The organism is Alphaproteobacteria bacterium, assembly GCA_035625915.1.
Taxonomy (GTDB): domain Bacteria; phylum Pseudomonadota; class Alphaproteobacteria; order JACZXZ01; family JACZXZ01; genus DATDHA01.
This window is the reverse complement of sequence record DASPOR010000235.1, coordinates 1-23,266: the sequence shown is the minus strand read 5'-3', so window position 1 is coordinate 23,266 and position 23,266 is coordinate 1. Positions and strand designations below refer to the sequence as shown.

21 protein-coding genes, 1 other RNA gene and 1 pseudogene are annotated in these 23,266 nt (G+C 61.7%); 11 read left to right on the top strand and 12 right to left on the bottom strand.

Annotated features, from left to right (window positions below):
- A partial coding sequence (locus VEJ16_19180; GenBank protein HYB11785.1) for an alpha/beta hydrolase occupies positions 1–774 on the top strand: 774 nt, incomplete at its 5' end.
- 6 nt (positions 775–780) lie between these two features.
- Here VEJ16_19180 and VEJ16_19175 read toward each other — a convergent pair.
- Complete coding sequence (locus VEJ16_19175) at positions 781–1,467, bottom strand: MBL fold metallo-hydrolase (protein ID HYB11784.1); 687 nt, start codon at positions 1,465–1,467, stop codon at positions 781–783.
- Between the two features lie 246 nt (positions 1,468–1,713).
- On the opposite strand from VEJ16_19175, the gene VEJ16_19170 reads away from it, so the two are divergent.
- Positions 1,714–2,736 carry a TAXI family TRAP transporter solute-binding subunit gene (locus tag VEJ16_19170; GenBank protein HYB11783.1) on the top strand — a complete coding sequence of 341 codons (1,023 nt, stop codon included), beginning with the start codon at positions 1,714–1,716 and terminating at the stop codon, positions 2,734–2,736.
- A 15-nt stretch (positions 2,737–2,751) separates the two neighbouring features.
- Here VEJ16_19170 and VEJ16_19165 read toward each other — a convergent pair whose 3' ends face one another.
- Positions 2,752–3,396, bottom strand: coding sequence for a glutathione S-transferase family protein (locus tag VEJ16_19165; protein HYB11782.1), 645 nt, complete (start codon positions 3,394–3,396; stop codon positions 2,752–2,754).
- A gap of 216 nt (positions 3,397–3,612) precedes the next feature.
- Between VEJ16_19165 and VEJ16_19160 the strand changes: the two genes are divergently transcribed.
- Complete coding sequence (locus VEJ16_19160; GenBank protein ID HYB11781.1) at positions 3,613–5,022, top strand: leucyl aminopeptidase family protein; 1,410 nt, start codon at positions 3,613–3,615, stop codon at positions 5,020–5,022.
- Positions 5,023–5,097: 75 nt separating this feature from the next.
- Complete coding sequence (locus VEJ16_19155) at positions 5,098–5,442, top strand: MarR family transcriptional regulator (GenBank protein HYB11780.1); 345 nt, start codon at positions 5,098–5,100, stop codon at positions 5,440–5,442.
- Between the two features lie 51 nt (positions 5,443–5,493).
- On the opposite strand, the gene VEJ16_19150 is transcribed toward VEJ16_19155, so the two are convergent.
- The 7 genes and pseudogenes from VEJ16_19150 to VEJ16_19120 form a co-directional block, all read right to left on the bottom strand.
- Positions 5,494–6,423 (bottom strand): glyoxylate/hydroxypyruvate reductase A, encoded by a 930-nt coding sequence (locus VEJ16_19150; protein ID HYB11779.1) that lies wholly within the window; start codon positions 6,421–6,423, stop codon positions 5,494–5,496.
- Between the two features lie 42 nt (positions 6,424–6,465).
- The gene (locus VEJ16_19145; GenBank protein ID HYB11778.1) at positions 6,466–8,079 is read right to left on the bottom strand and encodes an ABC transporter ATP-binding protein; all 1,614 of its coding nucleotides are present in this window, start codon (positions 8,077–8,079) and stop codon (positions 6,466–6,468) included.
- Between the two features lie 126 nt (positions 8,080–8,205).
- Positions 8,206–9,240, bottom strand: a pseudogene (locus tag VEJ16_19140) (ABC transporter permease).
- A 1-nt stretch (position 9,241) separates the two neighbouring features.
- Entirely contained in the window at positions 9,242–10,342 is a 1,101-nt protein-coding gene (locus VEJ16_19135; GenBank protein ID HYB11777.1) for a microcin C ABC transporter permease YejB, read from the bottom strand.
- A 44-nt stretch (positions 10,343–10,386) separates the two neighbouring features.
- Positions 10,387–12,192, bottom strand: coding sequence for an extracellular solute-binding protein (locus VEJ16_19130; protein HYB11776.1), 1,806 nt, complete (start codon positions 12,190–12,192; stop codon positions 10,387–10,389).
- Between the two features lie 176 nt (positions 12,193–12,368).
- The gene (hisN, locus tag VEJ16_19125) at positions 12,369–13,151 is read right to left on the bottom strand and encodes a histidinol-phosphatase (protein ID HYB11775.1); all 783 of its coding nucleotides are present in this window, start codon (positions 13,149–13,151) and stop codon (positions 12,369–12,371) included.
- Positions 13,152–13,245: 94 nt separating this feature from the next.
- Entirely contained in the window at positions 13,246–13,788 is a 543-nt protein-coding gene (locus tag VEJ16_19120) for a cytochrome c family protein (GenBank protein HYB11774.1), read from the bottom strand.
- A 281-nt stretch (positions 13,789–14,069) separates the two neighbouring features.
- Here VEJ16_19120 and VEJ16_19115 point away from each other — a divergent pair, with 281 nt between their 5' ends.
- Positions 14,070–14,855 carry a 3-deoxy-manno-octulosonate cytidylyltransferase gene (locus VEJ16_19115; protein HYB11773.1) on the top strand — a complete coding sequence of 262 codons (786 nt, stop codon included), beginning with the start codon at positions 14,070–14,072 and terminating at the stop codon, positions 14,853–14,855.
- A 35-nt stretch (positions 14,856–14,890) separates the two neighbouring features.
- Positions 14,891–15,766 (top strand): prephenate dehydratase, encoded by an 876-nt coding sequence (locus tag VEJ16_19110; protein HYB11772.1) that lies wholly within the window; start codon positions 14,891–14,893, stop codon positions 15,764–15,766.
- A gap of 46 nt (positions 15,767–15,812) precedes the next feature.
- Here the strand turns inward: VEJ16_19110 and nudC are convergent, their stop codons facing one another.
- Positions 15,813–16,739 carry an NAD(+) diphosphatase gene (nudC, locus tag VEJ16_19105; protein ID HYB11771.1) on the bottom strand — a complete coding sequence of 309 codons (927 nt, stop codon included), beginning with the start codon at positions 16,737–16,739 and terminating at the stop codon, positions 15,813–15,815.
- Positions 16,740–16,888: 149 nt separating this feature from the next.
- Here nudC and ffs point away from each other — a divergent pair.
- The 4 genes from ffs to recR all read left to right on the top strand — a co-directional run bounded on the left by ffs (position 16,889) and on the right by recR (position 19,858).
- Positions 16,889–16,984: signal recognition particle sRNA small type (gene ffs, locus VEJ16_19100), an RNA gene on the top strand.
- A gap of 118 nt (positions 16,985–17,102) precedes the next feature.
- Positions 17,103–18,914, top strand: a complete 1,812-nt coding sequence (locus VEJ16_19095) for a DNA polymerase III subunit gamma/tau (GenBank protein ID HYB11770.1) — start codon at positions 17,103–17,105, stop codon at positions 18,912–18,914.
- A gap of 4 nt (positions 18,915–18,918) precedes the next feature.
- Entirely contained in the window at positions 18,919–19,242 is a 324-nt protein-coding gene (locus tag VEJ16_19090; GenBank protein HYB11769.1) for a YbaB/EbfC family nucleoid-associated protein, read from the top strand.
- Positions 19,243–19,264: 22 nt separating this feature from the next.
- Entirely contained in the window at positions 19,265–19,858 is a 594-nt protein-coding gene (recR, locus tag VEJ16_19085; protein HYB11768.1) for a recombination mediator RecR, read from the top strand.
- A gap of 191 nt (positions 19,859–20,049) precedes the next feature.
- Here recR and VEJ16_19080 read toward each other — a convergent pair whose 3' ends face one another.
- Both VEJ16_19080 and rmuC read right to left on the bottom strand, forming a co-directional pair.
- Complete coding sequence (locus VEJ16_19080; protein ID HYB11767.1) at positions 20,050–21,174, bottom strand: outer membrane beta-barrel protein; 1,125 nt, start codon at positions 21,172–21,174, stop codon at positions 20,050–20,052.
- Between the two features lie 154 nt (positions 21,175–21,328).
- Positions 21,329–22,459, bottom strand: coding sequence for a DNA recombination protein RmuC (rmuC, locus tag VEJ16_19075; GenBank protein HYB11766.1), 1,131 nt, complete (start codon positions 22,457–22,459; stop codon positions 21,329–21,331).
- A 213-nt stretch (positions 22,460–22,672) separates the two neighbouring features.
- Here rmuC and def point away from each other — a divergent pair, with 213 nt between their 5' ends.
- Positions 22,673–23,197 (top strand): peptide deformylase, encoded by a 525-nt coding sequence (gene def, locus VEJ16_19070; GenBank protein ID HYB11765.1) that lies wholly within the window; start codon positions 22,673–22,675, stop codon positions 23,195–23,197.
- Positions 23,198–23,266 lie beyond the last annotated feature (69 nt).

Genomic DNA, 23,266 nt, shown 5'->3' with positions numbered 1-23,266 from the left:
GGCCCCAAAGCATTGCGCATTGGCCGGGAAGACATTGGCGAAATCGCGGATTCGGCCGCCTATCTCGCAACGACTTTCCGAGGGCGCGGCCCGCTTGGCATCGCGGCGGTCTCCTACGGCGTCGGCCCGGCGATCCTTGCGACCCAGGAGGCGCAACTCCGGGGCCAGGTCGGCTTCGTCGTCGCGACCGGCGGCTATTACGACACGACGAGCGTCTTGACGTTTTTCACCACGGGTTTCTGGCGTGAACGCGACACGGAACCCTGGCGCCCTGGCAAACCGAATGCGTATGGCAAGTGGGTATTTGTGCTCGCAAATGCAGTACGCCTCGACGACTGGAGCGACCGGGAGCGGATCGACGGAATTGCGCGGGCGAAACTTCACGATCTATCGGCCGACGTCACCTCCGTGGAAGCAACCCTCGGCCCGCAGGGTCGCGCTGTGATGGCGCTCCTCGATAATCGCGATCCGGCCGCGGTACCGCAGCTGATCGCGACCCTGCCCACGCGTATCCAGGATGAGATCGCAGCACTCGATCTTTCGAACAAGGACCTTTCGGCATTTCAGCCCCGGGCGCTGCTCATTCACGGCAAGGACGACGCCATTATACCCTATAGCGAGAGCGTGAAGCTCGCCCACGCACTTGGGCCGAGGACGCGACTTTATCTCCTCGACAGCCTTAGCCATGCGAGCTTGACGCCTGGATCGCTTATCGACATCTGGCGCCTATGGTTGGCGTGCGACGCTCTCCTCGGTTTGCGTGACGGAGCCTGAGATCAATCAGCGCACCATCAACGGGAACTCGGCGGCCTCTTCCCACGTGAAGCTCTCGCCGCGTTTCACGAGCTCGGGAAAATGACCGGGTACGATGCGGTCGCCCACCGAAAGCAGGCGCTCGATCGTGGCACGCGAGTTCTCCACCGTATCGAAAACCATGTCGGAGCGGCGATTGAGCGCTTCCTTGGGATATTTGATCGCATCTCCCGCAAGCACCACGCGGCCCTTGGGCGTGCCCTCGAGGATTACAGCGTAGGAACCAGGTGTGTGGCCGGGTGCCGGAATGCTAAGAATCCCGCCCGGAAGCCTTTGTTCACCTTCGAGGAGTTCGACCGTATATCGTCCCAGCATTTCGTGGATGAGCCAGGGCATGAAGATGTCATCCTTGTGGGGCCTCTTCGCGTATTCCCATTCCTTCCTGCTCACATAGACCTTGGCGTCCGGGAAAAGATCGATGTTGTTCGAATGATCGAAATGAAGGTGGGAAAGGAAGACGGCCTTGACGGCACTCGGCTCCACCCCGCGCGCGGCGAGGCCCTTGAGAAGGGCTGGGCGATTGCAGTAATGGCCGGTGTCGAACAGTACCGGCCCATCCGAGGTCGACACGAGCGTTACGTTGGCGAGCCCGAAGAAGCCATCCCGCATGCTGAGGTTATGTCCTTTGACGATCACGTCGTAATCCATCGGCATCGATCTCCCTCCCTCAATCGGCAGCCGCGAAGTGCGGTCATGGCCGATGAAAGAATGCCCGGAATGCTCGCTTTGCGCGAGCGTCCTTTGACCGTGGGGTCCGTTAAGCGCGGGGTGGATTCGGTGTCCTCTCGAGGTCGAGCCGAATCGGGTTTGCCACAAAAAATCCCAACTCTGCAACGCCTCTTCATTTGATTGCCTAGGATAACAGGCTAATAATGGGTGACGATCCTCGGGTGAGACGCGATGCTTGACTTCTTGCGCGCTGCACGATGGCGCTTCGGAGCCGGCGTTTTGCTTGCGGCTTCCCTGTCAGCGCTCGCCTTCGCCCAGGTCGACCAACCTCAGCGGTTTTTCCGGATTGGCACGGCGGCCTCTGACGGCGCCTATTTTTCCATCGGCGGAACGATTGCGAACGCCATCAGCAATCCGCCGGGCTCCCGACCCTGCAATCGGGGCGGCAGTTGTGGCGTGCCGGGCCTGATCGCCGTCGCGCAATCGACCCAGGGATCGGTTGAGAATCTCGAGCTCATCGTCAAGGGTGAGCTCGAGTCCGGCTTTTGCCAAGCGGATGTCGCCTATGCCGCATTCAAGGGCATTGGGCGTTATGCGAAGGCGCCTGTGTCGCAGTTGCGCTCGATTGCAAGCCTCTATCGCGAAGCCGTCCACATTGTCGTGCGCGGCGATTCAGGCATTACCACGATCCCCGAACTCAAAGGCAAGCGGGTCGCCGTCGGTGAGGAGGGATCCGGTACACTCTCCGACGCCGAGGCAATTCTCAATGCCTACAAGCTGAAACGCGGCGATGTACAGGTGCAATACCTGCGGCCTGGGCAGGCGAGCGATGCGTTGCGCAAAGGGCGCATCGACGCATTCTTCCTGGTGGCGGGTGCTCCGGTGGCGAGTGTGACGGAGCTCGCGGAGACGATTCCGATTAAGCTCCTCCCGGTGTCGGCCGATGCGATCGAGCGGCTTCACCAGACGCATCCGTTCCTCACCAAGGCGGTAATCCCGGCCGACACCTATCTGAACGTGCCCGAGGTCGAGACCGCTGGCGTCGCCGCCGAGTGGGTGGTGATGGACAGCCTCGACGACGATCTCGTTTACGGAATCACCAAGGCGCTTTGGGATGCCAGCACGCGCAAGTTGCTCGACGAGAGTGGGCCCGCTGGCCGACAAATCCGGCTCGAGCAGGCTGTCGAGGGGCTTGCTATCCCGCTCCACCCCGGTGCGGAGCGTTATTATCGCGAGGTTGGAATTATCAAGTAACCCAGGCCTCGAACGTCAATATTCAATCGTCCACGGCTCACGCTTCGCGGCTTCGACCCACGTCTTCATGGCAGGCATCGCCCAAATGGCGTCGCGATAAGCGGCCGAAACGGGATCGAGTTTGACGCCATAGGTGACGAACCGGCTCACGACGGGGGCGAACATTGCATCGGCCGCCGTGAAGTGGCCGAAGAGATAGGGCCCACCCTTGCCATGACGTTCGCGGCACTCGCGCCAGATGGCGCAGATACGGTCGATGTTTTCCCGGACGCCATCGACCATTCCCTTGCCGGGCTTCGACGCTCGCATGTCCATTGGCATATTGCTGCGGAGCGGTTGGAATCCTGCGTGCATTTCGGCGGACACGGAACGGGCGAATGCGCGCGCGGCCAAATCTGTCGGCCAAAGCTTCGCCGAAGGATAGGCATCCGCGAGGAATTCGCAAATCGCGAGGGATTCCCAGATCGTAAGACCCTTGTGCCTCAGGATCGGAACTTGGCCTGCAGGCGAAAAGCGTAATAGCTCAGCCTTGGTATTGGGTTGGTGCAGCGGGACCACGATCTCGTCAAAGTCGACCCCTGTCGCCTTGAGTGCGAGCCAGCCGCGCAGCGACCAGGAGGAGTAATTCTTGTTTCCGACGACGATTGCAATGTCCGCCATGACGAAACCCTCTCGCTTTTTCCGCAATGCCAAAAGCGTGTAAGTCATGCGTTTCGCGCGCGCAAGTTATGCGCTTGCATGGCCCGCATGGCCGGTGCGCATGACGGCTTTTCAGAACCGGCGATCCGGGCCATTGTATGTGCCCGTATCGAACGGGACCCTCGCCTGCATTGTGGGCCGGCGGCCACTCTCGAACTCTCCCAATGAGGATGACCGATGCCAAGCTATCTCCTTCATGACGCACGCGGACCGGCGGTGCCGATCACGCCGATCCGAAAAGACGCCCTCAAAGGCTGGCTCGAAGGGCCAGGAAAATCCGCCCGCGGCTGGGTCGAAAGCACGCACTTCGCAGGGAAGGCGGGCGCGGTCTGCCTCGTTCCGGGGCGGAATGGGGAGCTTGAGAGGGTTCTTCTGGGTGTCGGGGAGGAGGACGAACATTGGGCCTATGCCGGCCTGCCGGGGCAACTGCCGGAACGCATTTATCGGATCGATGCGGCTCTCGGTGCAGAGGCGGCCACGCGTGCCGCCCTCGGCTGGGCGCTTGCCACCTACAACTTCGCTGCTTACCGCAAGACGCGATGCCGCTTCGCCTCGCTCGTATGGCCGAAAAATGCCGACGCGGCGGCTGTCGAGCGCACTGTCGAGGGCGTTTTCCTCGCGCGCGATCTTATCAACACGCCCGCTTCGGAAATGGGCCCCGCCGAGCTTGCGGAGGCCGCTCGAAAGCTCGCGCGTAGGTACCGGGCCGAGTTCAACGTCATCGTGGGGGATCAGCTGCTCAAGCGCAACTTTCCGCTCATTCACGCGGTCGGCCGGGCTTCGGAGCGGGCACCGCGTCTCATCGACCTTCGCTGGGGATCGAAATCGGCTCCAAAGGTGACGCTTGTCGGTAAAGGCGTGTGTTTCGATAGCGGCGGGCTCGATCTCAAGCCGGCGAGCGGAATGCTCATGATGAAAAAGGACATGGGTGGGGCCGCGACCATGCTTGGCTTGGCGGCGATGGTCATGGCAGCTAGGCTCAAGGTGCGGCTCCGCGTTCTGATCCCGGCGGTTGAGAACAGCGTATCGGGCAATGCGATGCGCCCACTCGACGTCGTGAAAAGCCGAAAGGGCCTGTCGGTCGAGATCGGCAACACGGATGCGGAAGGCCGCCTCATCCTCGCCGATGCGCTGGCCGAAGCCGATGCCGAGCGGCCCGCGATGGTCGTCGACTGCGCCACCTTGACCGGGGCCGCGCGCGTGGCCCTCGGCCCCGAGCTGCCGGCACTCTTCGGCAATGACGTAGCCCTTGTGGAGAGCGTTCTCAACCATGGGACCGCCGAGTCGGACCCGCTCTGGCACATGCCGCTCTGGAAACCTTATCGTCGCCTGCTCGACAGCAAGGTCGCGGATATCAATAACGTTTCGGAAAGCGGCTTCGCTGGCTCGGTCACGGCCGCCTTGTTTCTCGAGGAGTTTGTCAGTCACTCAACGCCATGGGTCCACATCGACAGCTATGGCTGGAACGCAAAGAGCCGGCCTGGGCGGCCGGAAGGGGGTGAGGGCCTCGCTATGCGCGCCCTCTTTGCGACCCTCGCCGAGCGCTTCGGCGGCAGGGTCGCACCAGCCAAGCGCCGCCGACACTAACGCGCACCGTTGCTTGTCCGGGGCCGACCATTCGGCTAGATTAATTCGGTAGCGAAACGGTTTGCGGGTATCAAGATGCTCGTCGAGTTCGACATCCGCAAAGCGCTCGAGCTTTGGCGCACGACGTTCGTCGAGGGCGTACGCATGACCGGCCCCGACCTGACGGCGCGCCAGCTCGCCCTTCTCCTCACGGTTTACCTTGGGCCTCCACCCCATACGGTCCGGGGCCTTGCCGCCGCCCTCCGTATCTCCAAGCCCGCGATCACGCGCGCCCTCGACCGCCTAAGCCAGCTCGGGCTCATTCGCCGTCAGCGCGACGACGCCGACAGGCGGAACGTGTTCGTCGAACGGACCGCCAAGGGGTCCGCCTTTCTCAACGATCTCGGCGGACGGATCGCCGCGGCGGCGAAATCCCTCTGAGTCCTTGCCCGATGCGTCCGACTTCTAGCCCGATTCAACCAGATCAAGCCCTCAGTACCCCACATTCGGATCGACAACGTTCAAGAGCGGTGCGTTCGCCTGCGCACGTCTGATGTTGTCGACGAGAAGTGCGCTGACACTACGCGGATCGGTGATACTTGCATTGTGGGGACTCACACTGACGTGCGGGTGCCGCCAGAAGAGATGAGCCGCCGGCAACGGCTCCTCGCGAAATACGTCAAGGGCCGCGTAGGAAATTTGACCGGACGCAAGGGCGGCGAGCAAGTCTTCTTCCACAAGGTGGCGGCCGCGCGCGACATTGATGATTGCAGCTCCCTTCGGAAGCCCGGCGAAGAGGCGAGCGTTCAGAATACCCTCGGTCTCGGGGGTGAGCGGGAGGAGGCAGACGAGGATTTCGGTGCGCGCGAGAAAAGGCCCGAGGCCGGAGGGGCCGTGAAAGCTTTCGATCCCGTCGATGTGCTTGGCCGTGCGGCTCCAGCCCGCGACCTTGAAGCCGAGCAGCGATAGTTTCACGGCCGCGTCCGCACCCAGCTCTCCCATTCCCATGACGCCGATCGCGCGCTCCTGTGCCGTCGGCGTGTATAGCTCGTCCCAGCGCTGTTCTCGCTGCTGGGCCTCGATCTCGGGCTGCCGGCGGTGATAGCGCAGCGCATGAAGCACCACATGCTCCGTCATGCGCTGGGTGAGAAATCGATCGACGACGCGGCAGATCGGGACATTCTTTGGCAGAGTGGGATCGGAAAATAGATGATCGACGCCGGCGCCGAGCGAAAAAATGAATCGGAGGTTGGGGAAGGTCGCCAATACGCCAGGCTTTATCTTCCAGACGACGGCATACTCGATGTCGCCGACATCGCCGGTCTCGGGCCATATCCGCACGTCGAGACCCGGCATGTGAGTGCCGATTTCCTGCTTCCACCAATCGGCGCGATCGGCGTCCGATTTGAACAAAAGCGCCATAGCCCACCCCCAGCCGTGCCAGGCTTCAACGACGAATCCGCATCAAACGCTTACCACGCCGGACTCGGTCGCCTCCAGCCGGAAGGCAGCCGCCATGAGTGCGCGGGTATAGGAATGGCGTGGGGCCGTGAGAATTTGATCCCTCGACCCATGTTCGACGACTTTTCCATTCCGCATCACCATGATCTCGTCGGCCATGGCGCGGATCACGCGCAAGTCGTGGCTGATGAATAGGTAGGAAAGTTTGTATTTGCGCTGGAGATCGCGCAGAAGATCGACGATTTGCGCCTGAACCGACATGTCGAGTGCCGAGGTCGGCTCATCGAGCACGATGAAGCGTGGCTTGAGCACGATGGCGCGGGCAATTGCGACCCGCTGGCGCTGGCCGCCCGAGAATTCGTGCGGGTAGCGATGGCGGGTCTCGGGGTCGAGACCGACTTCTTCGATGGCGGCTACGATCATCGCCTCCCGCTCCGCACCGGTCGCGCCAATACCGTGTACCTTGAGCCCTTCGCCAACGATTTCACCGATCGTAAGCTGCGGGCTCAGGCTTTCGAACGGGTCTTGGAAGACGATCTGCATGTCGCGCCGCAGGGCGCGCAAGGCGCCTGGCGGCAACCCATCGATGCGCCGGTCGCCGAAGTCGATCTCCGGTGCATGGCGCGCACCGGTACTGTCCCTGAGTGCTTCGCCCGGCTGAAGGCGAAGAAGCGCCAAGCCAAGGGTCGATTTTCCCGAACCCGATTCACCGACGACACCCATCGTATGGCCTTCGCGCAGCATAAGGCTTACACCGTCGACGGCCTTGACGAAGCTTTTGATCCGGCGCAGGACTCCGGCCTTGACCGGAAACCAAACCCGCAAGTCCGTCGTCTGGACGAGCGCCGGGGCATTGGGATCCGCCGCGACCGGAGCGCCTTTGGGCTCGGCTGCAAGAAGCTGGCGCGTATAGGCGTGCTGCGGCCGATCGAAGACCTCGTCGACCTTGCCACTCTCGACCATATGCCCCGCATTCATGACGGCGACCCGGTCCGCGAAATTGCGCACGATCGTGAGGTCGTGCGTGATCAGCAGGATCGCCATCCCCAAACGCTCTTGTAGCCGCTTGAGAAGCGAGAGGATCTGCGCCTGAATTGTGACGTCGAGGGCGGTGGTGGGCTCGTCGGCGATGAGGATATCGGGCTCGTTTGCAAGCGCCATCGCGATCATCACCCGCTGGCGCTGGCCGCCCGACAGCTCGTGGGGGAACGCCCCTAGCCGCTCGGCGGCGTTCGCGATGCCGACGAGGTCGAGGAGTTCGAGCACGCGACGTTTCACTTCGTTTTGTGGCAGCTTCTTGTGAAGGATCAGAATCTCGCTGATCTGCCGCTCGATGTTATGAAGCGGATTGAGTGCGGTCATCGGCTCCTGAAAGATCATCGCGATGCGGTCACCGCGGATGTCGCGCATCACGGCATGAGATGCGCCGACCAGCTCTTTGCCCCGAAAGCGGACGCTGCCCGAAGGGTGGCGCGCCCGCGGATAGGGAAGGAGTTGCAGGATCGAGAGTGCAGTCACCGACTTGCCGGAGCCTGACTCGCCCACGATGGCGAGGGTTTCACCGCGCTCGAGCGAAAACGTGACGTTTCGCACGGCCTCGATAGGACCCGACGGCATATCGAAGGTGACTGAAAGGTCGTCGATCTGCAAAAGCCCGCCCGTCGTGCGGTCGTGGAGCACGGTGCGGCCTTTGACCTCCTCGACTTCCGGCGGCCTGGGGCCCGCAAAGATTTTGCGAGGATCAAGCGCGTCGCGTACCGCCTCGCCGATGAAGACGAAAAGCGTCAGCATCCCCGCGAGTACCGCGAAGGATGTGAGCGCAAGCCACGGCGCATTCAAGTTGGCTTTGCCTTGGTTCAAAATCTCACCGAGGGAGGCTGAGCCTGGCGGCAGCCCCAAGCCGAGAAAATCGAGCGAGGTCAGCGTGGTCACGGAACCCGAGAGGATGAACGGCATGAAGGTGAGGGTCGACACCAGCGCATTCGGCATCACGTGGCGTATCATGATTGTCCAATGGGTGGCACCCATTGCACGCGCGGCCTTGACATAGGTGAAATTGCGTGCACGCAGGGATTCCGCGCGCACGAGTCCCTGGAGCGAGGTCCAGCTGAACAGCAGCATGATCCCGAGGAGCCACCAGAAATTAGGCTGAATGATGCTCGAAAGGATGATGAGGATGTAGAGCGTCGGAAGCCCGCCCCAAATCTCGATAAATCGCTGGCCGATGAGATCGACTTTGCCGCCGAAGTACCCTTGGACGAGTCCCGCCAACACACCGACGACAGAACTCAAAATCGTCAGCACAAGGCCGAACAGGACCGAAATGCGAAAGCCATAGATGAGCCGGGCCAACACGTCGCGCGCCTGATCGTCGGTGCCGAGCCAGTGCCGTACGTCGGGCGGGGATGGCGCCGGTTGCGTGAGGTCGTTCGCAACCGTGTTGTAGCTATAGGGAATAAGCGGCCACACGGTCCATCCTTTGGTGGCGATCAGCTGCGCGACCGCCGGATCGCGGTAGTCGGCCGTCGTTGGGAAGAATCCGCCGAAGGTTGTCTCGGGGTAATCCTGCAACACAGGCACATAGAGTGCGCCGTTGTACGAGACGAGCAGGGGCCGGTCGTTGGCGACGAACTCGGCGAAGAGCGTCACGATGAAAACGACGAGAAAAATCTGATAGGAGCGAAAACCGCGCCGATTTGTACGAAAATTTGCGAGCCGCCGCGCATTGATTGGCGAAAGGCCGATCCGGAAGCCGAAAATGCGCACTTCCTCGACCATCTCAGGTCTCCCTCGTCTCGAAATCGATTCGCGGGTCGACAACCGTATAGGTGAGATCGCCGATCAGGTTGGTGAGGAGGCCGAGAAGCGTGAAGAAATAGAGATTTCCAAACATCACCGGATAGTCCCGCCCGATCGCCGCCTGGTAACCGAGGAGTCCCATGCCGTCGAGCGTGAAGATCACCTCGATAAGCATCGCACCAGTGAACAGGATGCCGATAAAGGCGCCGGGAATGCCCGAAATTACGATCAGCATGGCGTTGCGAAAGACATGGCCATAGAGCACGCGCCGTTCGCCGAGACCCTTGGCGCGCGCCGTCAGCACATACTGCTTGTTGATTTCGGCGAGAAACGAGTTCTTGGTGAGAATCGTCAGCGTGGCGAATCCGCCAATCACCAGCGAGAGGATCGGCAGCGTCATATGCCAGAAATAGTCGAGGATCTTTTGGACGAAATCGAGATCGCTCCAGTTCTCGGAGACGAGGCCACGAAGCGGAAACCAGTCGAGGAAACTTCCGCCGGCAAAGAGCACGATGAGCAGGATGGCGAATAGAAAGCTTGGAATCGCGTAACCCACGACGATCACGGCACTTGTCCAAAGATCGAACGGTTCGCCGTCCTTGATCGCTTTCTTGATGCCGAGCGGAATCGAGATCAGATAGATAATGAGCGTCGACCACAGGCCGAGGGAAACCGATACCGGCATTTTCGACACGACGAGGTCGACCACGCGATTATCGCTGTAGAAGCTTTTTCCGAAATCGAAACGAAGATACTTGCCCATCATCAGGACGAAGCGCTCCCAAAGCGGCTTGTCGAAACCGAATTGCCGCTCAAGCTCCTTGATGAGCGCTGGATCGATACCGCGCGCGCCGCGGTAATTGCTGGCATTGCTGCCGGGCGTGGGGGCGGGGGTGCTCACGGTCTCGCCCCCCGCACCGGTAAAGCGCGCGGTAGCGCTTACAGCCTGACCCTTGACCTGGGCGATGATCTGTTCGATCGGCCCGCCAGGTGCGAGCTGGATCACGAGAAAATTGATCACCATGATCCCGAATAGGGTCGGGATAATCAGCAAGAGGCGTCGGACGATATAGGCTAGCATCGATCGCGAAGCGCTCCTCGGCGCGGCTCTCTGTCGCCGGCTCGCTACTGCGTGAGCGCCGCCGCCTTGGCCGTATCGACCCACCAGTTGTCGAAGCCGACATCGTACTTCGGCGCGATGCTTGGCCGACCGAATTTGTCCCAATAGGCGACGCGGAAATAGCTGATGTGATAGTGGGGGATGACGAAATAATTCCACAGCAGAACCCGGTCGAGCGCGTGAACCCGCGTCACGAGGCTTTCCCGATCGGGCGAAGCAATAACCAGTTCGATCAGATTATCGATCGCCTTGTCCTTGATTCCGATGAGGTTGTCGCTGCCGGGTTCGTCGGCGAATTCGGAGCCCCAGAATTGGCGCTGTTCATTGCCGGGCGAAAGCGACTGTGGAAATGCCGCGACCGTCATATCGAAATCGAAATGGTCGAGGCGGTATTTGTATTGCGAAGTGTCGACGGTGCGGATGCGGGCATCGATGCCGAGCCGTTTCAGGTTCTGGACGAAGGGTTGAGTAATACGCTCGAACGCGGGCTCGACCAGAAGAATTTCGAAGGCGAACGGCTCGCCCTTTGCGTTCGTCAATTTGCCGTCCTTAATGCCCCAGCCCGCGTCCTGGAGAAGTTTTAGCGCGATCTCGAGGTTGGCGCGGATATTGCCGGAGCCATCGGTCTTCGGCGCTTGATACTCCTTGGTGAAGACTTCGGGCGGGATCTCGTCCTTGAGCGGCTCCAGGACCTTGAGTTCCTCCGGGGTCGGCAGGCCGTGGGACGCGAGTTCGGAGTTCGAAAAATAGCTCTCGGAGCGCGTGTACTGATTATAAAAAAGGTTCTTGTTGCTCCATTCGAAATCGAAGGCGTAGGCGAGCGCATCGCGCACGCGCGGGTCCTTGAACAGGTCGCGGCGTATGTTGTAGGCGAAGCCTTGCATGCCCTGGTTTTGCTGGTTCGGGATTTCGACCTTCTTAATCCGCCCGTCACGCACCGCCGGCACATCGTAGCCGGTCGCCCAGAGCTTCGAGTTGTTCTCCTCGCGGAAGTCGTACTTGCCTGCCTTAAACGCCTCAAGCTCGACGTTCTCGTCGAGATAATAATCGGTCCGGATCCGATCGAAATTGAAGCGTCCCTTGTTGACCGGCAGATCCTTTGCCCAATAGTCCTTGTTGCGCTCGAGCGTGATGGAGCGACCGGGCTCGACCGACGTCACGATGTAGGGGCTGCTGACAAGTGGTGGTTCGAGAGTCGTCTTTTCGAAATCGTGGGTCTCGTAATACTTCTTGGACAGTACCGGAAGCTCGCCCACGATAAGCGGGAGCTCGCGGTTCTCACCGGGAGCGAAAGTGAACTTCACTTTGCGGTCGCCGATTTTCTCCGCTTTCAGCACGCTCTGATAATAGATCCGAAAACGCGGGTGCCCTTTCGATTTGAGCGTATCGAATGTCCAGACGACGTCATCCGCCGTGATCGGGGAGCCGTCGTTGAAGCGCGCCTCGGGCCGGATCGAATAAGCGACCCAAGTACGGTCCTTTGGCACCTCGATCGTCTCGGCGATCAGCCCATATTGGCTTTCCGGCTCGTCCGAACTCCCTACGGCTAGGCGATCGACTGGCACGCCGGCGGAATTTCCCTTGAGAATGAATGGGTTCAGGCTGTCGAAGGTGCCGAATGCTGCGGTGCGCACCTCCCCACCCTTGGGGGCATCCGGGTTCACGTAGTCGAAATGGGTGAAGCCCGGCTTGTACTTGGTCTCGCCATACATCGCGATCGAAGGGCCGGATTCGACGTCATCGGCCGCCAAGGCCGTCGGCACGAACGAAAGCACGGCCAAAGACAAGGCCGCGGTGGCAAGATGGCGCATATGTTGCCTCGTGATCTTTTGTTTCATGAATGAAGCCTCACGAACCGGGTTCGGCAGCCCTCAGAGAATGGGCATTTCCGGCCACCGCATCAAGCCCGGGAAGATCAGGTTGCTTTGCCCGGAGATTGCGCGACTGGGCGGCCGCTCCGCCGGATTGATGCTGGCCGCCGGCAAATTCAGCCAGCGAGGCACGCAAGGGCGGCGGCATGGCTTCGGCGGTCGCCCGCGGCGATGACCCGGCCATCGGAATGGAGGCTCAGGGGACGATTTTGCCAATCGGTGACGATCCCGCCGGCACCCTCGAGCACCGGCACCAGGGCGCAGAAATCAAAAACCTTGAGCCCACTTTCAACGACAAGATCGGCCCACCCGCTAGCAACCAGTGCGTAGGCGAAGCAATCGCCGCCAAAGAGGGTTAGTTTGACCGCCTTGCGTACCCGCTCATAAGCCTCCCTGTCATGCGCGTTCTCGAACATGTAGGGCGAGGTGGTGTAGACCACCGCCTTGGCGAGGCTTTCGCAAGCGCGCGTCGTGACGGGTTTGCCGTTGAAAAGCGTCGGGCGGCCTCTGATGCCGACCCAGCGCTCTTGCAAGGACGGATGGTTGATAATTCCAATGATAGGCTGGCCTTTGTGAAGAAGAGCGATGAGCGTGCCGTAGAGTGGCTTTCCCGTCACGAAGGATTTGGTTCCGTCGATCGGATCGAGCACCCAAACATAGTCGGCATCGGTCCGAGTCGGCGCAAGTTCCTCGCCGATGATGCCGTGATTGGGAAATGCGGCCTCAATCAGCTCGCGCATCGCGGCTTCGGACTCGCGGTCAGCAATCGTGACAGGCGACGCGTCCGCCTTGTCTTCGACCGTGATCGCCGTACGGAAGTAGCGCCGCACGATAGCGCCGCTCTCATCTGCAAGACGCTCGGCTAGGTCAGCAAAGCGATCGAGGTCCGCTTGCTTCATGGCAACGAAGGGGTGCCGAACTCACGCATAATCCCCGGGCGGCTGACATGCCCTGGACGAGTGACGGCTATCCGATTTCTGGCGACCACGGGGTCTACTGCGGTAGCGGCAATGGCTTGTCGCTGAGCGTATTGAGGTACGCGATGACGTCCGCGCGTTGCTGGTCGTTCTTGATGCCGGCGAACGTCATCTTGGTGCCGGGTACGAGCTTGCCCGGTTCGTAGAGCCATTTATTGAGCTCGTCGAACGTCCATTCGCCGCCAAGTTTCTTGAGTCCATCCGAATATTGAAAATTATCTTTTCCCGCCACCTTGCGGCCCACCACCCCGTAAAGGTCGGGGCCGATCTTCGCACCCTTGCCTTCCTCGAAGTTATGGCAGGTCTGGCAGACCTTGGCGGCCTTTGCACCCTCGGTAGGGTTCGCTTTGGCGAGCATAGGTCCGATCTCGGCCGGACCCGCGGGCGCATTCGCTTGCTGCGTCGGCGCTGTACCCTCGGGTGTTGCGACCGCAAGGACCGAGTGCGCGCCTTCGGCGGGTTCGGGGACCAGAAAATTGCCGATGTGGCCGATCACGGTCACGATGAGCAACGTCATCAGCACCGCGCCGGCGATCTTGTTGAACTCGAACGAATCCATGGATTCCCCCAGCCAATTCGCCTTGCATTCTTCCGCCAAGATGGCATCGCCCATGCCGGCTAAAACGCCTGTGAGCGCTCGACCGGCACTTCGGCATGACGTCCCTCGGCGTTACCGGGGCGTGGCCCCTGTCGATAAATCGATTCCGCTCCGTAGGCAACCGTTATATGTTCCGGGCTCGCTTGCCCGATTGAGAGGCGCGGCAAAATGTCGCAATCGGATCCGTCGTTTAGTCATTGGAACCGGTCCCGCCCGGCGCGGAAAGCTACAACGTGACGGCAATGGTCGAACAAGCCGCGGCAAGGCCCCGAAATCCCATTATTTTGATACCGGCCCGGCTCGCCTCGAACCGGCTGCCGAACAAGCCTCTCGCCGACATCGCGGGCGAGCCGATGATCGTGCATGTCTGGCGGCGGGCGGTCGAATCGGATACGGCACCCGTCGTCGTTGCGGCGGCGGATCGGGAGATCGTCGACGCGGTCGAAAAGGCGGGCGGGCGCGCGATACTGACCCGACCCGACCACATCACAGGCTCCGACCGGATTTTCGAGGCGATCGAGCGTCTCGACGTCGAGCGCAAGCACGACGCCGTCGTCAACGTGCAGGGCGATATGCCGACCCTCGAACCCGCTGCAATCCGCGCTGTTTTCGAGCCGCTGGCCGAGCGGGATGTGGACATCGCAACCCTCGCGACCGAGATCGTGCGCGAGGACGAACGTAGCGATCCGAATGTGCCCAAGGTGGTCGTGGGCCTCGCTCCCGGCCAGCGCATTGGCCGCGCCCTCTATTTCAGCCGCGTGACCGTGCCCGGCGGTGAGGGGCCCCATTATTTCCACATCGGCATCTATGCGTATCGTCGGCCGGCCCTCGAGCGCTTCGTCAAGCTGAAGCAAGGTGTGCTCGAGGACCGCGAGCAACTCGAACAGCTGAGAGCGCTCGAAGCCGGCATGCGGATCGACGTGGCCCTCGTTGACACGGTTCCGCTCGGCGTTGATACTCCGGCCCACCTCGCGCGGGCCCGGGAAATGCTTTCTGGCAAGGGGCGGGCCGGCAAGGGTCGGGATTGACTCGACCCACCTGCTCGAGGCCGCCACAGGACGCGATGCCGGACAAGACCGATCCCGAAAAACTGATTTCATTCCAAGGTGCTTCCGGCGCCAATTCGGACATGGCGTGTCGAATCGTCTTTCCCGAAATGACCACCCTGCCGTGCGAAACTTTCGAGGAAACCCTAGCCGCGGTGCGCGAGAAGCGCGCCGCCTATGCAATGATCCCCATCGACAATTCGGTTGCAGGACGAGTCGCCGACATTCACCACCTGCTGCCCGAATCGGGCCTTCACATCGTCGCGGAGCACTTTCAGCGCATCAATCACAATCTCGTGGCCCCCAAGGGCGCCAAGCTTTCGGATATCGAGGTCGTGCATAGCCACGTTCACGCGCTCAACCAGTGCCGCAATTTCATCCGGCGCCATAATTTCAAGCCCGTGGTCCACGTCGATACCGCAGCGGCAGCGGCCGATGTCGCGCGGTGGAACGACAAACGCCAAGCCGCGATCTCCTCCTCGCTCGCGGCGGAAATCTACGGTCTGGAAATCCTGGGCGCCAATATCGAAGATGCGGACCACAACACGACCCGCTTTCTCGTCATGGCGCGGGCGGCGGTCGATCCCAATCCTGCGCGCGGACCGGTGATCACGACCTTCGTCTTCAATGTCCGCAACGTGCCGGCAGCACTCTATAAAGCACTCGGCGGCTTTGCCACCAACGGCGTCAACATGACGAAGCTCGAAAGCTACATGCTCGGCGGGCGCTTTACCGCGACCCAGTTCTATTCCGATGTCGAAGGCCACCCAAACGAGCGGCGTCTGAAACTGGCGCTCGAGGAGCTGAAGTTCTTCTCGACGAGCTTCGAGATTCTCGGCGTCTATCCGGCTCACCCCTATCGCTATCAAGCCGAGCTGTCGGCAGTTCGGTGAGGCTTCGGGCTACCCCCTTCTCAAATCGCGGCATGTCTTTTCCCGCTCAGTCGCGGCCAAGCCAACTCTCGACCAGTCGCCGCGCAATCGAATCGCGGCGCGGCAGCCGAAAGGTTTCGTCCTCGGGACTCTCGAGAAGCTGGCGGCGCTCGAACCACCGGGCATCCTCGAGTTCGGAGCGGTCGACGTCGATGCGGGTTGTCTCGGCGTCCGCGTGAAAGCCGATCATGATCGACGCGGGAAACGGCCAGGGCTGGGAGGAGTGATAGTGGACGTTCCCGACACGAATCCCGGTTTCCTCGAAGACCTCCCGCGCCACCGCCTCCTCGAAGCTTTCGCCCGGTTCAACGAAGCCTGCAAGGGTCGAATGCATGCCGGGCATCCATACCGCCTGTCGGCCCAGAAGGCACCGCTCGCCGTCGGTCACCAACATGATGACCGCGGGGTCGGTACGCGGAAAATGCTGGGTATTGCAATCGGGATTTATGCAGATGCGTACATGACCGGCCTGGGCGCTTCGCGTCTCGAAGCCGCACACGCCGCAGAATCTATGGCGCGAGTGCCAATGAACGATGCCGCGGGCATAGGCGAGGATCGAACCCGCCTGTCGTTCGAGGGACGGGCCATGGCGGCGAAGATCGGCGAATTCGCCCATCTGCCCCGTGCTCGCGATCACGCTGGCGGGATCTCCGATGTGCGAAAGGTCGAGGGCGATATGGGCCACGTCTGCGACCATGCCGAGCAGAATCACGAGCGCGTCGCCGTTCAAAAGATGTGCGGCCGTGTCGACAGTCGGCATGAGCGGGGCAGGCGGCTCCGCGGCGTTCGCAAAGGGGCGGAAAAGGTTTTGCGCCCGCCATACGGGTACCACCCTCGTGCGCGGGTCCCTGACCAGCACTTCAAGCCAGGCGTCTTCCTTGCGCAGATGGCTCACCCGATCGAGCCCGCTATGGGAATAAAAATTTGGACGCATCACGGTCGCGAAACTCGCACAGCTCGAGCGGTTCTGCAATCGCCCACACCGGGCCAGACCAGCAAACCGCACCTTCCCACGCGCTGTCCAACCATTTGCGACTCTGGCTATTGCGACTCTGGCGCCCAATCCTGATATAGTGGCGCACGGGAGGTTGGCGGCGGACGGGCTTCTCGCCAACCCGGTCAGGTCCGGAAGGAAGCAGCCGTAACGAGGTCGGCCCGGGTCGTTCGTCAGCCTCCCTGCCCAACGTTGCGGCCTCAAGACGCGGTCCGGGATCGAGGGTCTCGCGCGAACGAGGTCCGCACGAGCCAGGTCTCGATTGGGGGCCAGCTCTCGATCGGGGGAATTTCACCGGGCGTCATGACCGCAGATACCCTTTCCGGTGAGGCGACACCTTACCGCGTCCTTGCGCGAAAATATCGTCCTGCGACCTTTGCAGAGCTGGTCGGGCAGGAGGCAATGGTGCGCACACTTTCCAATGCCTTCGCGCAGGGTCGCCTGGCGCACGCCTTCATGCTGACCGGCGTGCGCGGGGTCGGCAAGACGACGACGGCACGGATCATTGCCAAGGCACTCAACTGCATAGGCGTCGACGGCAAGGGCGGGCCAACCGTGACTCCGTGCGGTGTTTGCGAGCACTGTGTGGCGATCGCCAATGACCGCGACGTCGATGTGATCGAGATGGACGCCGCGAGCCGTACCGGCGTCGAAGACATCCGCGACCTGATCGACGGAGTGCCCTATCGGCCGGTCGCGGCGCGCTACAAGGTCTATATCATCGACGAAGTGCACATGCTCTCGTCGAAAGCGTTCAACGCGCTCCTGAAAACCCTCGAGGAGCCGCCCGAACACGTGAAGTTCATCTTTGCGACGACCGAGATCCGCAAGGTGCCGATCACGGTGCTCTCGCGCTGCCAGCGCTTCGATTTGCGCCGGGTCGATCTTGGCGTTCTAGCCGCACATTTGGCCAAGGTGGCCGACGCCGAAGGGGCAAAGTTAGCGTCGGAGGCGATCGAACTCATAACGCGTGCCGCCGACGGCTCGGTGCGGGACGGTCTCTCGCTTCTCGATCAGGCGATTGCCCATGGCGCTGGGGCACCCACTGCGGAACAAGTGCGCGACATGCTCGGAATAGCCGACCGAGCGCAGATTCTCGACCTCTTCGATGACGTAATGAAAGGCGACATCAAGGCGGCACTGGCGCTCATGGCCGATCTCTACAAGGCGGGAGCGGATCCCGCTGTGGTGCTGCAGGATTTACTCGAGATTTGCCACTGGCTGACACGCTGCCAGATCGATCCAAATGCGGACGGTCCAATTTCCTCGGATGGTGCTAAGGCGCGCGGCCGCGCGATGGCAGCCGCCCTCGCGATGGCGAGCTTGAGCCGCGCCTGGCAAATGCTTCTCAAGGGTCTTTCCGAAACGCTGAATTCGACTTCCCCCCTTGCGGCAGCCGAAATGACGCTTATCCGACTCGCTTACGCGGCGGAGTTGCCGAGCCCGGCCGAACTGGTGCGCTCCCTCGGGGAATCCGGCGCGCCCACTCCGGGATCGGTGACGATGCCGGCCGCGGGTGCGCAAAATGCGGCATCCGCTGCGTCACACACCACAGCGACCAATACCGCCCCCACCATGCGTCATCCGACCGAGGCGTCCTTGGCGCGGCAAGCAATTCCCGAGGCCGGCGCCGCGGCACCGGAAGCCGCCAAGCCGCCATCGCTCGAACTCGGGACCTTTGAGGCGCTTGTCGCATTGGTCGAGGCCCGCGAGCCGATCCTCGGGGCCCATCTGCGCAACAACGTCCATCTCGTGCGTTTCGAACCGGGTCGGCTCGAATTCCGACCGACGGAGCACGCGCTTGCCAACCTCGCTCCCCGCCTTACGACACACCTCTCGGAATGGACCGGGCGACGCTGGGCGATATCCGTCTCGAACGAGGCTGGCGACCAAACGCTCGCAGTGCGCTCGAAGCGCGAAGCCGCCGATCGGCTCGCCGAGGCGTCCGACCTGCCGCTCGTCAAGGCATTGCTGCAGAGCTTTCCGGGCGCTGTGGTCGAGAATGTCCGCGAACGCAGCGTGCAGCTCGACAATGCCACGGATGCTGAGGTGGGCACGGAGACCGGTGCCGATCCTCCCGACGATATTCCGATGGACGGCGATTTGGAGGCGTGACGACATGAAGAATCTTGGCCAACTCATGAAACAGGCGCAAGAGATGCAGGCGCGCATGCAAGCGATGCAGGAGAAGCTCGGAGAATTCGAGCAGGACGGTGTTTCGGGCGGCGGGCTGGTCAAGGTTGTCGTCAACGGCAAAGGCCAAATGCGTCGCGTGAAGATCGATGCAACGCTTGTCGATGCGAAGGAGATCGACGTGCTCGAGGACCTGATCGTCGCGGCATTCAACGACGCCAAAAGCAAGGTCGAGGCCCACGTGGCGGACGAAATGCAGAAATTGACGGGCGGGCTTGCCCTGCCGCCCGACCTCAAGCTCCCCTTCTAGCGCCGAGCGCCCTCGCCCGGACATGATCGGACCCGAGATCGATCGTCTCATTCGAATGCTGGCCAAGCTGCCGGGCCTCGGGCCGCGCTCGGCGCGGCGTGCCGCCCTCCATCTCTTGAAGCGGCGCGAAGCGCTGCTCGAACCGCTTGCGACAGCACTTGCGGATGCAGCCAAGCACGTCCGGGCCTGCTCGCGCTGCGGTAATATCGACACAACGGATCCATGCACCATTTGCGCCGATGCGCGCCGCGATTCGAGCGTGCTCTGCGTCGTCGAGGAGGTGGCCGATCTTTGGGCGCTTGAGCGTGCGGGTTTATTCAAGGGCCGCTATCACGTTCTGGGCGGAACCCTTTCCGCGCTCGACGGCGTCGGGCCGGATCAGCTCAGTATTCCGCGTCTTGTCCAGCGTGTCAGGGAAGAGCGCGTCAGCGAGGTGATCCTCGCAACCAACGCCACCGTCGACGGTCAGACGACGGCGCATTACATCGCGGATCGACTGGCAAGCCTCAATATCACCGTCACCCGCCTCGCGCATGGCGTGCCGCTCGGGGGCGAGCTCGATTATCTCGACGATGGAACGCTCGCGGCGGCACTCAAGGCACGTCGGCCAGCTTAACATCGAGTGCAAGATCGAGTTGAGTCGTTCGCCCCGTCCGGTCGGCTTCGTTGCGTTACGCGCTAAGAACGCGCTCGGATCGGAACAGCGGGCGTATCTCGGCTCAATCCGGTCGAAGCCTCCTGTGGCGAATCCGAAATCCGCCACATCTGGGTGCGGGACCGTGAGCGAAATTCCGATTCAATGCCACACTAGAATGTGATCTCGACCCGGCGATTCCGAGCTTCGCGCACGCCAGGTGGAGTCTCGACCGCTGGATCGGCCATTCCCTTGCCGGCGATTTCCATTTGATCCGGTGCGATGCCCAGGCGGATCAGCTCGGCCTTGACCACGTTCGCCCGGCGAAGCGACAGGCGAAAGTTGTATTCCTCCGTTCCGACGCGATCGGCGTGCCCCGTGACGCGGATCAGCGTCACCTCGGACTCACGGATGCCCGCCGCTGCCTGTTCGATCACCATACGGCCCCCCGGCGTGAGATCCGACTTGTCGAAGGCGAAGAACACGACGTAGGAGCGCTCGGCGGGTTTGGGCGGCGAATGCGACGTGGCGGCCGCCGATTGAAGGGTGGCGTCGGGTTCGGAATTTGTGTCGGACTGGGTTTGCGCCGCCGCAATCGTGGCGAAGGGGGCGCTGCCGGTCCTCGCGGCGACCGGGCTCGCGACCGAGGTCCCATGCTCAAAACTGTAGCGCAACCCGAGGGTCAGGGTGTGCGCGTCGTATTCTCCGCTCGTGCGCGCGCCCGACTCCGTGCGGATCGAAACCGGTGTCGTGCGGAAATATCGATAATCCGCGGTAAGTGCGAGGTTGCTATTGAGGTTGTAGGCGATGCCGGCGATGCCCTGGTAGGCGAAGGCCACGTCGCTGTCGTCCGTTCCCGTGCCGCCCGAAGGCGAGAAGGTGTAGCCTACGCGCGCGACGCCGACGCCAGCGCCCACATAGCCAGTATAGGACTCGCTGATTGGGATGTCGTAAAGGACGTTTCCAAGACCGCCGTACTCGGAGACATGCCCCACGCTCGATACACCGTCAACGGTCGCGGTTGTCCCGCGACGCCAATTCGCCTCGGCTTCGACCCGGATGCGATCCGGAAAGGCATAGCCGACGGAGCCGATCAGCGCCGCTCCGACGTCGCGGTCGATATTCTCATCCACCCCGTCGCCTTGGAGCTTGAGGGTGCCAGGAAGCTGGGCGCCCGCCGAACCGGAGACATACGGCCCGGGTGTTAGTTGTTGACCGAGTGCAGTCGAAGAAGCCGCGATTGTTGTTGCAAGTGCGAGTGCAAGTATTCGCAGCCGCAAACCTGACTCTATTTTCATCGGAAGATATTTCATTAGTATATTTTAATATACCTACGCTTCAGTTTACTCACCGCCAATAATTAGCAAAACTTATACGCCACGCAACAGGTATTTGTGCGGCACGAAGCGTCACCGAATTATATTTGGGCCCGGAAGAGGCGATTGCCGGCGTTTAAAGTTCGCGGATCCTGCCTTGATTCACGCTGTCGGGCGCCCGTTCGGGCAGCGGCATCGCGTCGGTTTCTCCCTCGAACTCGAGGGCCTCAATACGCTCGGCTCGTTCGGTCACCTTCTTCGTCGAAATGCCGATCTGCCGCAGGTCTTCCACGGCTTGATTGAAATGGCCCTGGAGCCTTAGAGCGCGGTCGTCAAGCCGCCTTACGTCTTCGAGAAGCGTCTGCACTTCTTTTTGGATGACGTCCGCAAGTTCCCGCATGCGCACGTCCTTGAGCACAGCACGGATCGTGTTGAGCGTCGCCCAAAGCGTTGTCGGCGAGACGATGAACACACGCCTGCGGTAGGACGCCTCGACAACGTCACCGAAATTGGCGTGAAGCTCGGCATAAACCGCTTCCGACGGCAGGAACATCAGCGCCGACTCCGCGGTTTCGCCGGCGACGATATATTTGCCGGCGATATCGTCGATATGCTTGAGCATGTCGGCGCGGAACTGTCGTCCCGCCGCGATACGCGTCGCTTCGTCGCTGGCATTGCGCAATGCGCGGTAGCTTTCGAGTGGAAACTTCGAATCGATCGCGATCGGGCCGGGGGGATTCGGGAGTGTTAGAAGGCAGTCGACGCGCTTGCCGTCGCCGAGTGGCGCCTGAAAGCTATAGCTCGAAGGCGGCAGCACGCTCGTTACGAGATCCTGAAGTTGCAATTCGCCGAAATTGCCGCGCGTTTGCTTGTTCGAGAAAATCTGATTGAGGCTCACGACCTGGTTCGAAAGCTCATTGATATTGGCCTGTGCGGCATCGATCTTGGCAATGCGCTCGCGGAGTTCGCCGAGGGAGGTCGCCTGGGCGAGTGAGTTCTTCTCGAGCGTTTCGGTCACCCGCGCGCTGACACGATCGAGGCGCTCTTCCAGCATTTTGCCGAGAAGGCGCTCCTGAAGCTGGAGGCGGTCGGACATCTGGGCGAGGCCGCTGGTCTGAGCACTCGCCATTTGGCTCAGGCGGCCGGCGATTTCGCCGATCTGTCGGCTAGCGTCCGCCGCGCCCCGCCCGCCACGAAGAATGAAAGCGAAAACGATCGCGACCGCGAGCAGAACGATGCCGGCAAGGGCGACGAATTGGATGCTCATAGCCGCGGCCTCTCCATCAGCCGATTGCGGCCACATTACCACGCAGGCCTTGCAAGGCGCGACGGTTGGCAACGCCATAGTGCCGCGAGTCGACGCGCCATCACGCGCTCAGGAGTCGCTTGACGTTGCATCGCCAAAGCCATACCTAAGCGTAACCTAACGGTTTGGAACCGTTCCAAGGAGTTGGGACTGCTCGGGAGCGGCCACGGGACCATGGCTATTTTGTCGATCATCACGGCACCTGATCCGCGCCTCAAAATCAAGTGCAAGCCTGTTGAGCGCGTGGACGCTGGCGTGCGCAAGCTCATGGACGACATGCTGGAGACCATGTACACGGCCCCCGGCATCGGGCTCGCTGCACCCCAGGTCGGCGTGGCGAAACGCGTCATCGTCGTGGATTGCTCGAAGGACGAAGACAAGCCAGCACCCTATTGCATGGCGAATCCCGAGGTCCTCTGGACGTCGGAGGAACAGGCGAGCTACGAAGAGGGCTGCTTGTCCTTGCCCGATCAATATGCGCCGGTCACCCGGCCGGCGCGTTGCCGGGTGCGCTACCGCGATGCACAGAACGAAATGCGTGAAACCGAGTTCGAGGGCCTGCTCGCGACATGCGTCCAGCATGAAATCGATCATCTCGACGGCGTTCTGTTCGTCGATCACATTTCGGCCCTGAAGCGCGGCATGATCCTGCGCAAGCTCCAGAAAACGAAGAAGCTCAAGGACGCGGTGCCGGCGTGACCTACGGCGGCGGAGCCGCTTCATGAATAGGCTTAGGCTCGCATTCATGGGTACGCCGGATTTCGCGGT

Bases quoted from the DNA above. Each gene is read 5' to 3' on its own strand.
- VEJ16_19120 (HYB11774.1), bottom strand. From the start codon at position 13,788: ATGGATTCGTTCGAGTTCAACAAGATCGCCGGCGCGGTGCTGATGACG.
- VEJ16_19145 (HYB11778.1), bottom strand. From the start codon at position 8,079: ATGCCGTCGGGTCCTATCGAGGCCGTGCGAAACGTCACGTTTTCGCTC.
- rmuC (HYB11766.1), bottom strand. From the start codon at position 22,459: ATGAGCATCCAATTCGTCGCCCTTGCCGGCATCGTTCTGCTCGCGGTC.
- VEJ16_19160 (HYB11781.1), top strand. From the start codon at position 3,613: ATGCCAAGCTATCTCCTTCATGACGCACGCGGACCGGCGGTGCCGATC.
- VEJ16_19135 (HYB11777.1), bottom strand. From the start codon at position 10,342: ATGCTAGCCTATATCGTCCGACGCCTCTTGCTGATTATCCCGACCCTA.
- VEJ16_19130 (HYB11776.1), bottom strand. From the start codon at position 12,192: ATGCGCCATCTTGCCACCGCGGCCTTGTCTTTGGCCGTGCTTTCGTTC.
- VEJ16_19170 (HYB11783.1), top strand. From the start codon at position 1,714: ATGCTTGACTTCTTGCGCGCTGCACGATGGCGCTTCGGAGCCGGCGTT.
- VEJ16_19095 (HYB11770.1), top strand. From the start codon at position 17,103: ATGACCGCAGATACCCTTTCCGGTGAGGCGACACCTTACCGCGTCCTT.
- VEJ16_19110 (HYB11772.1), top strand. From the start codon at position 14,891: ATGCCGGACAAGACCGATCCCGAAAAACTGATTTCATTCCAAGGTGCT.
- VEJ16_19155 (HYB11780.1), top strand. From the start codon at position 5,098: ATGCTCGTCGAGTTCGACATCCGCAAAGCGCTCGAGCTTTGGCGCACG.
- hisN (HYB11775.1), bottom strand. From the start codon at position 13,151: ATGAAGCAAGCGGACCTCGATCGCTTTGCTGACCTAGCCGAGCGTCTT.
- VEJ16_19165 (HYB11782.1), bottom strand. From the start codon at position 3,396: ATGGCGGACATTGCAATCGTCGTCGGAAACAAGAATTACTCCTCCTGG.
- nudC (HYB11771.1), bottom strand. From the start codon at position 16,739: ATGCGTCCAAATTTTTATTCCCATAGCGGGCTCGATCGGGTGAGCCAT.
- recR (HYB11768.1), top strand. From the start codon at position 19,265: ATGATCGGACCCGAGATCGATCGTCTCATTCGAATGCTGGCCAAGCTG.
- VEJ16_19080 (HYB11767.1), bottom strand. From the start codon at position 21,174: ATGAAAATAGAGTCAGGTTTGCGGCTGCGAATACTTGCACTCGCACTT.
- VEJ16_19115 (HYB11773.1), top strand. From the start codon at position 14,070: ATGGTCGAACAAGCCGCGGCAAGGCCCCGAAATCCCATTATTTTGATA.
- def (HYB11765.1), top strand. From the start codon at position 22,673: ATGGCTATTTTGTCGATCATCACGGCACCTGATCCGCGCCTCAAAATC.
- VEJ16_19175 (HYB11784.1), bottom strand. From the start codon at position 1,467: ATGCCGATGGATTACGACGTGATCGTCAAAGGACATAACCTCAGCATG.
- VEJ16_19150 (HYB11779.1), bottom strand. From the start codon at position 6,423: ATGGCGCTTTTGTTCAAATCGGACGCCGATCGCGCCGATTGGTGGAAG.
- VEJ16_19090 (HYB11769.1), top strand. From the start codon at position 18,919: ATGAAGAATCTTGGCCAACTCATGAAACAGGCGCAAGAGATGCAGGCG.